Origin of the sequence: Pseudoalteromonas sp. M8, from assembly GCF_018141365.1 — a bacterium.
Taxonomy (GTDB): domain Bacteria; phylum Pseudomonadota; class Gammaproteobacteria; order Enterobacterales; family Alteromonadaceae; genus Pseudoalteromonas.
The window spans coordinates 1,990,800-2,005,050 of sequence record NZ_CP047240.1 but is presented as its reverse complement, the minus strand read 5'-3'; the positions used below and the strand labels follow the sequence as shown (position 1 = coordinate 2,005,050).

Genomic DNA, 14,251 nt, shown 5'->3' with positions numbered 1-14,251 from the left:
CAATTAGAAAGATCGCGCTAAATTCATGGAATCGTTATGACGAAGAGAAAAATTCTCATTACCAGTGCATTACCATACGCAAATGGCCCCACTCACTTAGGCCACTTGCTGGAATATATTCAAACCGATATTTGGGCTCGCTTCCAAAAGTTACAAGGCCATGAAGCCTATTATGTATGTGCAGACGATGCGCACGGCACGCCAATCATGCTAAATGCACAGAAGCAAGGTATCACACCTGAAGAAATGGTTAAGCAGGTGAGTATTGAGCGTCAGCGTGACTTTGCAGACTTCAATATCGAGTTTGATAACTATCACAGCACACATAGTGACGAAAACCGTGAACTAAGCGAGCTTATCTACACTCGTTTAGACGAAAAAGGCTATATCAAAAAGCGTACAATTTCACAGTTATTTGATCCAGAGAAAGGCATTTTCCTACCAGATCGTTTTGTTACTGGTACTTGCCCGACTTGTAAGTCTGAAGATCAAAATGGCGATAGCTGTGATGCCTGCGGTGCAACCTACAGCCCAACAGAGTTGATTGAGCCAAAATCTGTGATGTCTGGTGCGACACCTATCTTGAAAGATTCAGAGCATTACTTCTTTGACTTACCAGCATTCGAAGACATGCTAAAAACATGGCTACGCTCAGGTAGTCTGCAATCTGAAATGGCGAACAAGCTAGACGAATGGTTTGCAGACGGCTTGCAGCAGTGGGATATCAGCCGTGACGCCCCCTATTTTGGTTTTGAAATCCCAGGCGCGCCAGGCAAATATTTCTATGTTTGGTTGGATGCACCAATCGGTTACATGGCAAGCTTCAAAAACCTTTGCGAGAAACAAGGCCTAAACTTTGACGAGTTTTGGGGTGAAGGCTCTGACGCCGAGCTTTATCACTTTATCGGTAAAGACATCATCTACTTCCACAGCCTATTTTGGCCTGCAATGCTTGATGGCGCTAATTTCCGTAAACCAAATAACGTATTCGCTCACGGTTTTGTCACCGTAAATGGCGCTAAGATGTCTAAGTCAAAAGGCACTTTTGTAAAGGCTCGTACCTACCTTGAACACTTAGATCCTGAATATCTACGTTATTACTACGCGGCTAAACTAAACAGTGGCGTTACGGATTTAGACCTCAACCTAGAAGATTTTGCGGCACGCGTAAACTCAGACTTAGTGGGCAAAGTGGTAAACATCGCGAGTCGCTGCGCGGGCTTTATCACTAAGAAATTTGACGGCAAGCTAAGCGGCTCTGTTATGGACGAAGCACTATTAACTAGCTTTGTTGCTGCAAAGGGTTCAATCGCGACACATTTTGAAAACCGCGAATACAGCCGCGCAGTACGTGAGATCATGACCCTTGCTGACAAAGCAAACCAGTTTATTGATGCCGAAGCACCTTGGGTGCTTGCAAAGAATGAAGAGACGCTTGAGCGTGCACATCAAGTGTGCTCTATGGGTCTTAACCTATTCCGTGTATTACTGACTTATTTAAAGCCTATCCTTCCAGGTATGGCGAAAAATGTAGAAGCTTTCTTAAACACTGAGCTAAGTTGGGAAAGCGTTGACAACGCCCTTGTTAATCATGAAATCAATAAGTTTAAGGCACTAATGCAGCGTGTTGAACTTGATAAAGTGAATGCGATGATCGAGTCTTCGAAAGAAAGTCTTGAAAAGAAAGTGGGTGGTCAATCTTTAGCAGCAGATCCGAATAGCCCGCTTGCCAAAGAGCCAATCGCTGCGGAAATCGAATTCGATGATTTTGCCAAAGTTGATCTGCGTGTCGCAAAAATTGCCAACGCAGAGCATGTTGAAGGTGCAGATAAACTGCTTAAACTTACGCTTGATTTAGGTGGTGAAACGCGCCAGGTGTTTGCTGGCATTAAGTCGGCTTATTCACCTGAAGATCTTATCGGCAAGTTAACAGTAATGGTTGCAAACCTAAAACCTCGCAAGATGCGTTTTGGTATGTCAGAAGGCATGGTGCTGGCTGCAGGCCCTGGTGGTAAAGAAATTTACATCTTAAATCCAGACGAAGGTTCACAGCCTGGCATGCGAGTGATGTAATCACCCTATTACTTGTATACAAATAAAGGCTTCCATTTAGAAGCCTTTATTTTTGCCTATATCAAACCTTCGCGCCAACAAGTTGCCAGCTTTAATCTACACCAAATGCACCGAAATATTGAGTATCGCAAGCCATAACACCAGAATTAAATTGCCCAGCGCACCGAAGGTATCATTTACTTGCTCACTAAAAAGCGTAAACATAATAAAGACTAATGCCCATCCTTTGGTATTCAATATTTACACAACTAATCTAATCGCTTTTTAAAGCGCATCGTCGCAATCATAAAGCCAATCACACTAAAGGCGACTAAACAGAGTAAATCAAAATACAAATCGCTGAAATGCGCGCCTCGAAGTACCACAGCTCGGATCGACCGTACGTAATGTGTGGCAGGTAAGATCTCTGCAAGGTATTGCGCCGCTCTTGGCATCGCGGCAAATGGGAACATAAATCCTGATAGCAATATCGCAGGCAGTAACACAAAAACCGTCATTTGCATTGCTTGTAATTGGTTCTTGGCTTTGGTGGAGATCAACAGTCCTAAGGTAAGGCTCGCGGTGATAAACAACAACGTCACGATAAGTAAACTTGGCATATCAAAATTGAGCGGTACATCAAATAGCCAATGTCCTAAAAATAGTATTATCGCCATTTGAATAAAGCCAACAAGAATGTAAGGTAGAATTTTACCTAACATCAGTTCGGTTGGCCGAACCGGTGTGGTGATAAGAAATTCCATATTACCCTGCTCACGCTCTCTAACCAGCGCTGAGGAGGTAAATAGGATCATCGTCATCGTTAATATAATAGCAATCAAACCGGGAATAATATTAACCGACGAACGTTTCTCTGGGTTAAAGTAATTTTGCAGCGCAAAAGCTGGGTCTGGCAGTGCAGGCATAGGTAACCTTTTGATGCTAATTGGCAACTTGCTGAGTCCTGCCACGGCACCACTCAATAGCGGATCGGAACCATCAATCAACCACTGTGCAACGCTATGTTGCGCCGTACTATTACCCACTTTATAGCCACTTAGTTGATAATCACGATTGAGCTGCCGACGCACAAAATCAGCAGGAATAACCAACACGGTATTCACCTTTCCTCTGGTAATGGCCTGCTCAGCCGCCGCAATTGAATCGTAATAGCCGATAAAGTCAACAACTTGAGTGTTGGCTGCGGTTTGGATCAACTGTCTGGATTGATAAGTCTGACTAAAATCTACAATACCTGCGGAAACATGTCTTACGTCAGTGTTAATTGCATAACCAAATAGCAACAGCTGCGCCAATGGCAGCATTACAATCATCGCAAAGGTGATACGGTCGCGTGCCAGCTGCATAAACTCTTTACTGACGATGGCATTTAACCTACGCAAGCTCAGCATAGCCCCTCCCTGTGCTCGTTACAAACACATCCTCAAGGTTAGCGCGAGTGAAATCCACTTCGTAACCACCTCCAGATTCAGCTCGCAATAATGCCAAAGGTTGTGATTCTTTTTTGTTTATCAACACCCTAAGGCGAGCACCTATTTGGGAGACGGAAATCACACTGGGTAATGAAGCTAAACGTGTTTTTAATGCCGCGACGTCGTCACCCACAACTTCGCACACCGAAACCTTTAACTGTTCCATCAGCGCGACGGGACTATCATCCGCACGCTTTACACCTTGCTCTAAGATAGCAAGGCGGTGACAACGCTCAGCCTCGTCCATATAATGGGTAGACACTAAAATGGTCGTGCCCTGCGCACTTAAACTAAATAACTGCTCCCAAAATGCACGACGATTTTCCGGGTCAACCGCTGACGTCGGCTCATCTAAAAAGAGCAACTCTGGTTTATGAATAACCGCAGCTGCAAGCGCGAGGCGTTGTTTTTGTCCACCACTCAATGCACCGGACTGCACCGATTTTTTATCTTCTAATTGGTATTCCTGTAGCAGCTCAGCCACTCTACGCTTAACATCATTGCGTGATAAACCATAAATTTTCGCCACAAACTCGAGATTCTCCAGCACACTTAGCGACTCGTATAGGGAAAATTTTTGCGTCATGTAGCCTAGTCGATTACGCAAGCTTTCACCATGTGCCTGGACATCTTTTCCCATAATACTGACATGACCTTTAGTTGGTGTTAATAGCCCAGTCAACATCCGGATTGTGGTTGATTTTCCGCAGCCATTTGGCCCCAGAAAACCGTAAATTTCGCCCTGTTTTACGGTAAGGTCTAGGTTTGAAACCGCCCAATAGTCGTTAAACTGCTTACCCAACCCTTTACTTTGGATCACGATTTCCTTGGTCATTCTTACAGCTCCACCCAAACCGGCGTGCCTGACGGGACAGTCACTTTATCAGTGAGCACCACTTCCACCACATACATTAAACGTGCTCTTTCTTCTTGTGAAAGTGCAAAATAAGGCGTGAAGCTCGCGCTTTGGCTAATGTAGCTGACGGTGCCTTGTAGACTTTTATCACTGCCATCGAAATGCACATTTAGCACACTTCCCAAAGAGACTTTAGCAAGCTGGGTTTGCGGCAGATAAAGTCGAGCGAATGTTTTGTCGTCAGCAGCCAGCAAAATAATCGGTGCACCTTTAATGGGACGCTCACCAACAAGCCAAGGTAAATCTTCGACAATGCCGGAAGTGGGTGCTTTAAGGGTAAGATCAGCGAGCTGCTTGTTGGCGATAATTAGCTGTGTTTGTGCTTCTGCAATTGCGATTTTTGCTTGTTCGATTGTCTCCTCTCTCGTGCCATTTTCAAGCTCGTTCAAACGCGCTTGGGCCTCTTGCAAAATACCAAGTGTCGACTCGACATTGGCAAAGGCGGCATCGACCCTATCTTGAGAGGTCAACTTGTCTTTGATTAACTGCCTCTGTCGAACAAGTTGCCGCTGAGCTTCTTCCCAAGCGGCCTGTGCTGCATGCACCCTTGCTTTGGCTTGTTTGACTTGTTCAACTCGGGTGCCAGAGAGTAACAATCTATATTGCGCTTGCAAGCGCGCGATTTGCTGTTCAATAGCATTAACCTGTTGTTGCTGCACTACGTCATCGATTTTCGCCAGTGGCTGTCCTTTTACTACTTTATCGCCGCGCTCGACCAGCAACTCAACTAATAACTCTCCGGTTGGGCTGCTGATCTGCACCTGCGGTCGTTCGATAATGCCGAAGATTTTACGCTCGGGTTTAGAGCAACCAACCAAAAGTGTCAGTAACACAAAATTAATGATGTAAAACGGTGTTTTCATGATGTTTTCCGTTCAATATGCTGGGATAGAAACACGTTAAAAATAGCTTGCTGATGTTTGCCAAGGGAACGCCACTGCTCAGTATCCACGTTTTCGATACCAAGTAGCGGCTGCATCACCGGTGGCACCAAAAAAGGAAATGCCGACAAGCCAAGACAGGTTAAAAGTAACCATTCAGCTCGAATGGGCTCTGCAGGCGAAAGCGTTTGAAAGGTCGAATTTAAAGTACTGACACCGTTCTCTACATGCTCAAAGAAAATCTTTTTTATGATTTCATGCTCTTTAGAGTGCGTATCATGTAGTGCCATAAAAATGATCTTAGGTAGCGTTGGGTATTGGCTCATCACCTGAAAGTAGCGCTCTATAAACTGAGTTAAAATGAGCGGTGAGAGTTCGCGTAACTGTGATTTTTTAATCCCTTCAAGCAAGCTCAGTAGAGGTGCTGCAACTTCGCGAAATACCGCTTCAAACAGTCCCGCTTTATCGCCGAAGTAGTACTTAATCAAAGCAATGTTTACCTCAGCAAGGTCCGCAATTGCTCTAGTCGTGACTCGATTATATCCGCGGTTAATAAACAAACATTTACCAGCGGTGATGAGCTTTTCTCTCGGGGTAACAGCGGCTTCCGTTAGCTTATTTGTCATGTTTCAACTCCATTAATCACTTGATTAATATACTAGGACAAATGTGCAAGCTTCACGACAGCTTTCGTTAATCAAAAAAGAGGAAATGATTAATCACTAATCTACATCAAACTTTCATTGGTTATCTGGCCTTTTTGTGGACAGGCACACAAATTGAGTAAGTTATGACGTGATTACATGGCAGTTATCGTGGACAGTCACTTAACAGTTGATATTCAAACAGCAAAGCAAAAAGCCGAATTTCATCGGCTTTTGAAATGCTAAAAATTGCTTCACTTAGCCAGAGAGTTTTGGGGATAACTCTGCTCTCGTGCCCTGCTATCACGCTGGTACCTACATCCTTTAGGCAAATACGCACCAATAGCTGGTTATTGGACGTGAATTCAACGCAGCTAGTGCTAAAACTAGCTGCTAGAAAGGCATTAATTATCTTAAGTTCAGATTAACTTAGTGCAGTTTCATTTTTGGCCGCACCACTCTAAGCACCTTTTCGCTTATCCATAGCGCAAAGGTTTTTGCGATACCATGGATTGCGCGCTGATGCATTCTATACAGTGAGATATACATAAATCGCGCTATTTTGCCTTCAATAAAAAAGCTATTGCTGGTTAGGTTACCCATTAAACTACCTACGGTGCTATATCGAGATAAATTCACTAAAGAGCCGTGGTCACTATAGGTAAACTCGTGTAAAGGTTGATTTTTTAGTGTTGCGATTAGATTTTTCTCTACACATTGCGCCATTTGATGGGCCGACTGAGCACGCGGCGGCACTTGAGTACCATCCGCTTGGGTAAACGCGCAGCAATCACCGATGACATAAATATGCTCACCTACACTGCTTTGTAAGTATTGATTTACCTTAATTTGATTATTGCGCGTAAGCTCGAACAGCCCAATTTCTCTAATAAAGTTAGGTGCTTTTACCCCCGCAGCCCACACCTTGATGTCTGCCTTTAGCTGTTCATCTTCTTTAGTAATAAAGCTGTCTTCAGTTGCCTGCTTTACCTGGGTGCCTTCTCGCACCGTGACACCTAGCTTCACAAGCTCCCGTTTAGCTGAATTAGCAATACGCTCTGGTAATGCAGGTAATATTCGAGGACCAGCTTCTATTAAATCAATACGAAGGCGTTTGGCTGTCATTTTACTCAGCCCGTACATTTTCAACATGTCTGATACATGATACAGCTCAGCAGAAAGCTCAACGCCAGTAGCGCCACCACCAACAATGCCAATGGTTAACGAGTGCTTCGGGTCATCGTCTTGGTGTAAGCGTGTAAAGTTATCGAGGAGTGCATGCTGAAATCGCTCAGCTTGCTGATTTGAATCGAGAAAGAAGCAATGCTCCTTGACCCCCGGCGTATTAAAATCATTGCTAATACTACCAATAGCGAGCACTAAATAGTCATAGCTGACTTGTCGCTCTGGGAGAATACGATGGCCGAGTTCGTCTTTTAGCTCGCTCAGCGTGATGGTGTTATTGATTGAGTCTACGTGGCTAAAACTGCCGAGCTGAAACTGATAATAATGCTTTGCTGCATGAGCAGAATAAACCACTCCATCTAAGTCAGCGTCTATAGACCCTGTCGCGACTTCATGAAGCAACGGTTTCCAAATATGACTGCGATTTTTATCAATTAATAAGATTTCTGCTTGGCGTTTTTTTCCGAGTTTATGCCCTAATTGTGTTGCCAGCTCTAAGCCACCAGCACCACCACCGACGATCACGATTTTAGGAAGTTCCGTATTCATCACGTTGCCCTTAAAAGTATAATACTTAAGTACTCTAGGGTCTTGGAAAAGCACTTAGGTATTTCAAATCCATCATGAAATACCTTGTCTGGCAACGCCTACTATTGTGCGCCTTTTTAGTTCATTTGTCAGCGAATAACGTCAAAATTATTCAACAGTTTTCCCAAGTCTAAGGACGCTCAGAGCCAAAAAATGCGGTTCGTATATCGGCTAAGGTAACCCCCCTGCCGGTCAATTTTACATTCAGTTCTAGATAATTGTTGTACTAACCATATTGGTTGAATGCACTTTTTAATATAGAGACTAGACTGAATGTAAGCATACTCTGAGCCGAGAATAGTATCTCTGCACTCCACGGGGTTATGTGTCTTTTTGTATCAGCTATTTAAAGGAGATAAACATGGCATTTCCAACTGCGGTGAATAGTCAAGTTACCGATTCAGTGTCTCAAACAAACACCAAAGTGCTTGGAGACTCACCAGCATTAGCAACGAGTAAGCTCATGCTTGCCGTGAGCCAAGCATTGTCAAACGCTGCACATAACGCTATCAATGCGCAACAAAATAACAATGTCACTGCTCAAGCGGCTTTGACGCAGGGAGTGAATACCCTAATGAATGTGGATATCGCAGCATCAATGGCTGTTATAAAAATTTACAGATAGTAAGAAACACCCTATTCCCCGAGTCAATGTAAATAACATACAAAGTAAGGTAAAACTATGGGCAGTGCAGGAAAGCCTCCTTATAACCTCTAAGGCAGCCTAGCAAGCGAGAGTGAGGCTAAAAAAGAATTCCAACAGTTTCATAGCGTCTGCGCAGAACTTAGAACAAGCTCTGCGCTAGTCGCTAGATTATTGCTTTTCTATTTGGCCGTCTTTCATCACAAAGGTGACGTTTTCCATTACACTAATGTCTTTTAGTGGGTTGCCTTTAACCGCAATAATATCAGCAAGTTTCCCCGCCTCAAGCGAGCCTAATTGTGTATTTTGCTTGAGTAACGTCGCCGAGTTAATAGTGGCAGCCTGTAAGGCTTGTAGTTCAGTCATGCCAAATTTCACCATGCGGCTAAACTGCTTACCATTGTCACCGTGAGGATAAACGCCAGCGTCAGAGCCAAACACCATATTCACGCCTGCTTTTACCGCTTTTGTGAAACTGGCACGCTGAGTAGCACCCACTTTACGCTCTTTATCTAAACTCTCTGGTAAAATTCCTGCTTTTTCGCCCTCGCCAAGGATATATTCCGTATTGTAGATATCCATAGAGAAGTACGTGCCTTTGTCTTTGGCAAGCTGAATGGCTTCATCATCAACAAAACTTACATGCTCTACTGAGTTCACACCTGCTTTAATTGCAGACTTGATACCATCCGTGCCGTGCGCGTGGGCAGCAACCGTTAAACCGCGTAAGTGTGCTTCGGTCACAATCGCCGTCATTTCCTCTTGGGAATATTGCTGAGCCCCCACTTTAGTGCCTTTAGATAGTACGCCACCCGTTGCACAGAACTTGATTAAGTTAGCGCCATATTTAATATTTTCACGTACCTTTTGCCTTACTGCCCAAGGTCCATCAGCCACCCCTTCTGAAAATACTTTATGCTCATGGGTTAGGAGGTTGTTGTCACAATGGCCGCCAGTGATCCCAAGTGAAGGGCCTGCTGCGTTTACACGTGGGCCTGATACATCACCATCAATAATGGCATCTCGCAGCGCGATGTCAGCATAGCCAGCAGCACCGAGATTACGAACAGACGTAAAGCCCGCATCCAGTGTACGCTTGGCGTTTCTAACGCCAGTAATTGCCGCACGAGGTGCGGTGCGTTGCAACCGTTTGTAGCCATGAACATGAGCATCTGAAGTTAAGTGGACATGCATATCAAATAGACCGGGTAATAATGTGTGACCGCTTAGGTCTATCACCTCTGCGCCTTTTGGATAGGCTTTACGATTTGATTTTCCGACTGAAATAATTTTATTGTCTTCAACGACCACAGTGACAGGTGAGATAAGCTTGCCTGACACCACATCAATCGCAGAGTCGGCATTTAAAACATACGTTTGCGCATGCACACTACTTGAAACAAAGAGAGCCGCGCTCATCCATATTTTTTTATTCATGTTACTTCCTCATTTTTTGCTTGAGTGTAGAAAGAATATGCCTTGCAAACAAATCGATCGCGACCAATAACTGTTCCCATTTCAACAGTGCTATGTTTTTCTGTCTATTATTACTTTGTTGAACCAGAATAATGCAATGGCAGTTATAAGCGCGATAGCGGCAAATAGCCCCCACATTAACTCAGGTGCCGCCATTTCTTGTACTAACACTTTATAGCTCCAACCAGATAAAAATCCAGCAAATAAGAAGCCCAGCGCCATAGAAACAAAGTAGTATCCCATATACAACGCAGCTTGAGATTGAGGCGCGATACTCGCGACATACTCTTGGCTTTTAGGAGAGGCAAGCATTTCACCAAGCGCGATAAGCAATATGACAGTGACAATGAGCTGACCGCTTAACCAGTCGCTATCGCTAAGTAATGCGATAAACGCAACCGTCATCACCAGTAAGCCCGTAACTAACACATAAAATGGTCTAAATCGCTGACAGAGAAAGCTCACCAAAATTTGTGCGACTACGATCGCTGCAAAGTCTAAATTAATGAGATACTCAGGATTGATTTGACGATATTGTACGAGTTGTTCAGCAAGGGCTTGCGCTTGGTGCTGTGAAAGTGCCTGTCCATTATCGTGAAGCGCATTTAGCGTTTGTAGTATCAACTGTATTTGCTCATGCGGGACATTCACTTTGAGGTGAACCCATTCAAGCCTAATGGTTTCAATGGATACCGCGCCGCTTTCCTTAAGCTCGTTGAACAGCGTAGAAATGGCAGCTGTTAACTTATCAATATCAACATGTGCTAAAAACGCGATGCCAGAATCGCCAAACCACGCCAATATATCTCGGGTATCTGCATAATCACGGATATACACAGGTAGAGTATAAAAAAGCTGATTATACACAGTCCAAAAACCAGCAAGGATCAGCAAATATAACGCAAACGGCAGGTTACTCACCTTCATCGGTTGTTGCCACCATGCTTTAGTCGGCGCTCGATTTATAAGCACTCTGTCCCACACCCAGTTAGCTACTAACCATATTGCAATCCAAGTAAACGCTTGACTGTAATTAGAAAACCCAACGCCAGCTGACATCAATAGCGCCAGTGCGACAAACAGCGTAAGTGCTAAACGTGTATTACCCAGCACCGACTGTGCGGTTTTTAATACTAGAGTAAGAGATTGCTTGGTTTTAGGTAATGTTTGGGGGTCTTTGTAAAATAACATCAAGGGAATAAAGTTTATGGCAATCCAAACTGCCGACATCATAAATACTGCATCCCAACTAATGGCGCGCATATATCCCGCAACCAATGGACCTAAAAATCCACCAATATTCACCATGGTATAAAAGATCCCAAATCCAAGACCACGATTACCATCGTTTGTACTGTGGCTTACGGTGCCAACGACCACAGGTTTAAAGCAGGCAGCCCCCAGCGCAACAAAGCTCAGCGCAGCAAAAAACGGCCAAAAACTCTGTGCCTGTCCCAGTAAATAATAACTTGGTGTCATCACCAAAAATGCAAAAAAGAACATCTTTTTATACCCGACGCGATCTCCCAATGCACCAGTTACAACAGGCAAAAGATATAAAAAGAAGGGAATAATCCCCTGTACGGCGCCACGCTCTATATCAGTAAAGCCAATACCGCCTTGCGACTTTGGTGTTGTCATATAAATTGATGACACGGCGAAAAAACCATACCAAGCGAGTCGTTCAAATATTTCCATGATATTCGCAATGTAAAAAGTTCGACCAAACCCAGAAGACGACTTTGACCGATTTGCTCCATTGAGATCGGGTTCACACCACTGCTGCTGATTTTGCATAATGACAATACCTGTTACCTTTGTTATTTTATATTGCATACAATATACACAAATAATAACGAGAGAAAAGTATCATGTCTTTATTTTATCTATTCCATACCTTTTATTGGCGAATACCCTCTATGCAAAAGCCGCGGCTAGGATTTGCTCCTCTAATTGCAATACTTGCTTTACTCTGCGGATGTAAAACTACGCGAAGCGATATTGCTGCTATTCCAAGCCCCGCTGATATGCGCTCTGAAATAAGCGTTAATGGTCGAGTCAGCACGTTGAGACACATTGATATCCAACATGTTGGTAAACAAATTCCGCTGACTTATAGCGATGGAAAAATAGCTAACTCGCGAGGATATGACTGGTGGGTGAGTAAACATTTTGCGCTAAAAAGTGACTTTCCTGAGGACAAAGTAAAACTCTATTTAGAATTATTAGAAATGTCTTACCCTCACTATGTTGAATTGTTTGGTATGGCGCCTGCAGCGATTGATAAAAAGAGAATTGCTGTCGTTTATGGCAGTTCACGCCAACGTACAAAAGAAGCCATGCTGGACGACGGTTTTTTGCGAGGCGTACATAAAACGGCTGGTGGCGAAACCATGTTTTATAACCGCGCAGGGTACAACTTTCCGAGTCATCGCCAGCATCACCAGCGCTACATCGTGATCCATGAAACCATGCATGCGTTTCATATGGCCCTGAACGGTCACTCAACTTGGGCACCCAACTGGATCACTGAGGGGATGGCAGATGCCATTGCAAGCCACGTATATGATCCAAATAAAAAACAGTTAACTGTAATGGTTTTCGACCGTGCTCCAATGAACTATCTGCACTTAGGTTTACAGCAGTATCACCAAAATGGACAGCCATCTTTTGAAGCAATCAATGATGATCCATCACTCAAACGCGGGCTCAACTTTTTTATCGTACATTTTTTATTGAGCGATCCTGAGCGATATCAATATTTTAAACGCTTTATCAGCAAATTAATGGAAGCAAACCCCCACTCTGAAAATACCTTGCCAACTGCCAATGCACTCTTAAAACAGACCTTCCCCAATTGGCCCCAGCTTGAACAGCAGTTTGCAGCATTTGTACGCTCTGCCACGCCAAGTTTTTATATTGTCGATGGGCCTTGGGAGCAAAACGGTGCCACATATTGGCTCAGAAATACCGAAAGCAAAGCACTTAATCGTCTTGACATTCATCCAAACTTTTCTTCTACACATGTCGTGATGGATTTTCCCGCATCAGATAAAACACCTCTAATCAACTCACTTGATGAGAATAGTGTTGCAGCACAAATCGACTTCGAGCCGGAGCAGATTAGACGTGGGGAAATTGGCGTTGCGTTAATCGCTGATTTAACAAACCAAAGCTTAGATGCGCGTCTTGGACGCTCTAAAGTTGAAGAAGTTGATTTTAGTAAAGACAACTTACTGCAATTTACCCTTCAAGAAGGAGTAAAGTTAACGGTCTCAAGCAATCAAGCATTGTTTTCCTCGAAGTCTATCGCACTGCTGCCGCAATTACGCATGGATATCAAGCAATATCATCAACTTGCGCTCACGCTTTCAAAGCAGGACGATGCGCTAGTTATTAAAATGAAAACACAACATCATGAGCAACTGGCTAGGTTACAATTGAGCCAAATCGACATTTCAGCGCTTAGCTTGCAAAAAATCAGTCTTCTTGGCCGAAATAATAATCATAGAATAGCGCCCTACTTTGCCGCGCATGATTACTTGATCACGAATGAACAAACCACTAATCCCTGGCACTTTAAAGGTGCATCGCTACTGCGCAGAGCCTTTAACACCTGTGTGGAATATAGTGCTCAGTTAAGTGACTGTATGACCCCACTTCGCGAAATATTTAGCAAACAGAAATCAAGGACAGTCACTGAAACTGAGAATAAAACCCTCAATCACTTGATGCAAAGTTGGCAATCAACACTTGGCGACGATGCGCTCTTTACGCTAAGTGGTATCAACACCCAAAGCTATTTTTCTGATGGAATGCACTATCTTTACGTCAACAACCCCGGTAAGCATGCTGTTGCGCTAACTTACGGTAACTACAAAAAAATTCTAGCTTCAGGTGAACACCGTGTTCTATTGCCAAAACATACTTTTCAGAACTTAGTGATTAGTTGGAACGGATTAACACAACAAAAGCCTCTTCTAACGTCAGAGAAACCTTTTGATGGGGTAAAAATGGAAGTCACTGTTCGTGACAATATTACCATCACGCTAACCGGTCCCTATTCAGGTGCATCGAGTGGTATATTACGCGTCGATTTTACTCCATTTCAATCATTTCAAAATGAAGGTTCACTTTGGCAGCAGCCTGTTACTTTCTTACCTTATCAAACACAAGTAATTGAAGTATATAAGTTACAAGGATTGAAAAATGGATTACTTGAGATCACGGGTGAGTTTGACGTTGATGGTGAACCGATTAGGCTGGTTAAAATAATCAATTTGTAGAAACAATTAATTGGAAGTCTGAAAAGCCAAATAAAGTAAGACCGATGGTTTTGTGCAAATAAGATTGAGTGTTTCATACAACGTGCA

10 protein-coding genes are annotated in these 14,251 nt (G+C 43.6%); 3 read left to right on the top strand and 7 right to left on the bottom strand.

Going from position 1 to position 14,251, the window contains the following annotated elements:
• Window positions 1-36: 36 nt before the first annotated feature.
• Window positions 37-2,073 carry a methionine--tRNA ligase gene (metG, locus tag GSF13_RS13690; protein WP_211868789.1) on the top strand — a complete coding sequence of 679 codons (2,037 nt, stop codon included), beginning with the start codon at window positions 37-39 and terminating at the stop codon, window positions 2,071-2,073.
• A gap of 248 nt (window positions 2,074-2,321) precedes the next feature.
• On the opposite strand, the gene GSF13_RS13685 is transcribed toward metG, so the two are convergent.
• The 5 genes from GSF13_RS13685 to GSF13_RS13665 all read right to left on the bottom strand — a co-directional run bounded on the left by GSF13_RS13685 (window position 2,322) and on the right by GSF13_RS13665 (window position 7,720).
• Window positions 2,322-3,464, bottom strand: a complete 1,143-nt coding sequence (locus GSF13_RS13685; RefSeq protein WP_010371660.1) for an ABC transporter permease — start codon at window positions 3,462-3,464, stop codon at window positions 2,322-2,324.
• On the bottom strand, window positions 3,448-4,380 hold the full coding sequence (locus tag GSF13_RS13680; protein ID WP_211868780.1) for an ABC transporter ATP-binding protein: 933 nt from the start codon (window positions 4,378-4,380) through the stop codon (window positions 3,448-3,450). Before GSF13_RS13680 ends, GSF13_RS13685 begins: the two co-directional genes overlap by 17 nt.
• Window positions 4,381-4,382: 2 nt before the next feature.
• Window positions 4,383-5,324: an HlyD family efflux transporter periplasmic adaptor subunit gene (locus GSF13_RS13675; RefSeq protein ID WP_211868778.1), complete on the bottom strand. Its 942-nt coding sequence runs from the start codon at window positions 5,322-5,324 to the stop codon at window positions 4,383-4,385.
• Window positions 5,321-5,968 (bottom strand): TetR/AcrR family transcriptional regulator, encoded by a 648-nt coding sequence (locus GSF13_RS13670; RefSeq protein WP_174168988.1) that lies wholly within the window; start codon window positions 5,966-5,968, stop codon window positions 5,321-5,323. The genes GSF13_RS13675 and GSF13_RS13670 overlap by 4 nt, the downstream gene beginning before the upstream one ends.
• 447 nt (window positions 5,969-6,415) lie before the next feature.
• Complete coding sequence (locus tag GSF13_RS13665; protein WP_211868776.1) at window positions 6,416-7,720, bottom strand: NAD(P)/FAD-dependent oxidoreductase; 1,305 nt, start codon at window positions 7,718-7,720, stop codon at window positions 6,416-6,418.
• A gap of 400 nt (window positions 7,721-8,120) precedes the next feature.
• Here GSF13_RS13665 and GSF13_RS13660 point away from each other — a divergent pair, with 400 nt between their 5' ends.
• Entirely contained in the window at window positions 8,121-8,384 is a 264-nt protein-coding gene (locus tag GSF13_RS13660; protein ID WP_174168991.1) for a RebB family R body protein, read from the top strand.
• A 189-nt stretch (window positions 8,385-8,573) separates the two neighbouring features.
• Here GSF13_RS13660 and GSF13_RS13655 read toward each other — a convergent pair whose 3' ends face one another.
• Entirely contained in the window at window positions 8,574-9,839 is a 1,266-nt protein-coding gene (locus GSF13_RS13655) for an amidohydrolase family protein (RefSeq protein ID WP_174168992.1), read from the bottom strand.
• Window positions 9,840-9,929: 90 nt separating this feature from the next.
• A complete protein-coding gene (locus tag GSF13_RS13650; protein ID WP_211869017.1) occupies window positions 9,930-11,675 on the bottom strand; it encodes an MFS transporter in 1,746 nt (581 codons plus the stop codon).
• Window positions 11,676-11,749: 74 nt separating this feature from the next.
• On the opposite strand from GSF13_RS13650, the gene GSF13_RS13645 reads away from it, so the two are divergent.
• The gene (locus GSF13_RS13645; RefSeq protein ID WP_211868774.1) at window positions 11,750-14,164 is read left to right on the top strand and encodes a hypothetical protein; all 2,415 of its coding nucleotides are present in this window, start codon (window positions 11,750-11,752) and stop codon (window positions 14,162-14,164) included.
• Window positions 14,165-14,251 lie beyond the last annotated feature (87 nt).

Excerpts from the sequence above, each read along its gene's own strand:
- GSF13_RS13680 (WP_211868780.1), bottom strand. The coding sequence starts at position 4,380 with ATGACCAAGGAAATCGTGATCCAAAGTAAAGGGTTGGGTAAGCAGTTT.
- GSF13_RS13655 (WP_174168992.1), bottom strand. The coding sequence starts at position 9,839 with ATGAATAAAAAAATATGGATGAGCGCGGCTCTCTTTGTTTCAAGTAGT.
- GSF13_RS13675 (WP_211868778.1), bottom strand. The coding sequence starts at position 5,324 with ATGAAAACACCGTTTTACATCATTAATTTTGTGTTACTGACACTTTTG.
- GSF13_RS13645 (WP_211868774.1), top strand. The coding sequence starts at position 11,750 with ATGTCTTTATTTTATCTATTCCATACCTTTTATTGGCGAATACCCTCT.
- GSF13_RS13650 (WP_211869017.1), bottom strand. The coding sequence starts at position 11,675 with ATGCAAAATCAGCAGCAGTGGTGTGAACCCGATCTCAATGGAGCAAAT.
- metG (WP_211868789.1), top strand. The coding sequence starts at position 37 with ATGACGAAGAGAAAAATTCTCATTACCAGTGCATTACCATACGCAAAT.
- GSF13_RS13670 (WP_174168988.1), bottom strand. The coding sequence starts at position 5,968 with ATGACAAATAAGCTAACGGAAGCCGCTGTTACCCCGAGAGAAAAGCTC.
- GSF13_RS13660 (WP_174168991.1), top strand. The coding sequence starts at position 8,121 with ATGGCATTTCCAACTGCGGTGAATAGTCAAGTTACCGATTCAGTGTCT.
- GSF13_RS13665 (WP_211868776.1), bottom strand. The coding sequence starts at position 7,720 with ATGAATACGGAACTTCCTAAAATCGTGATCGTCGGTGGTGGTGCTGGT.
- GSF13_RS13685 (WP_010371660.1), bottom strand. The coding sequence starts at position 3,464 with ATGCTGAGCTTGCGTAGGTTAAATGCCATCGTCAGTAAAGAGTTTATG.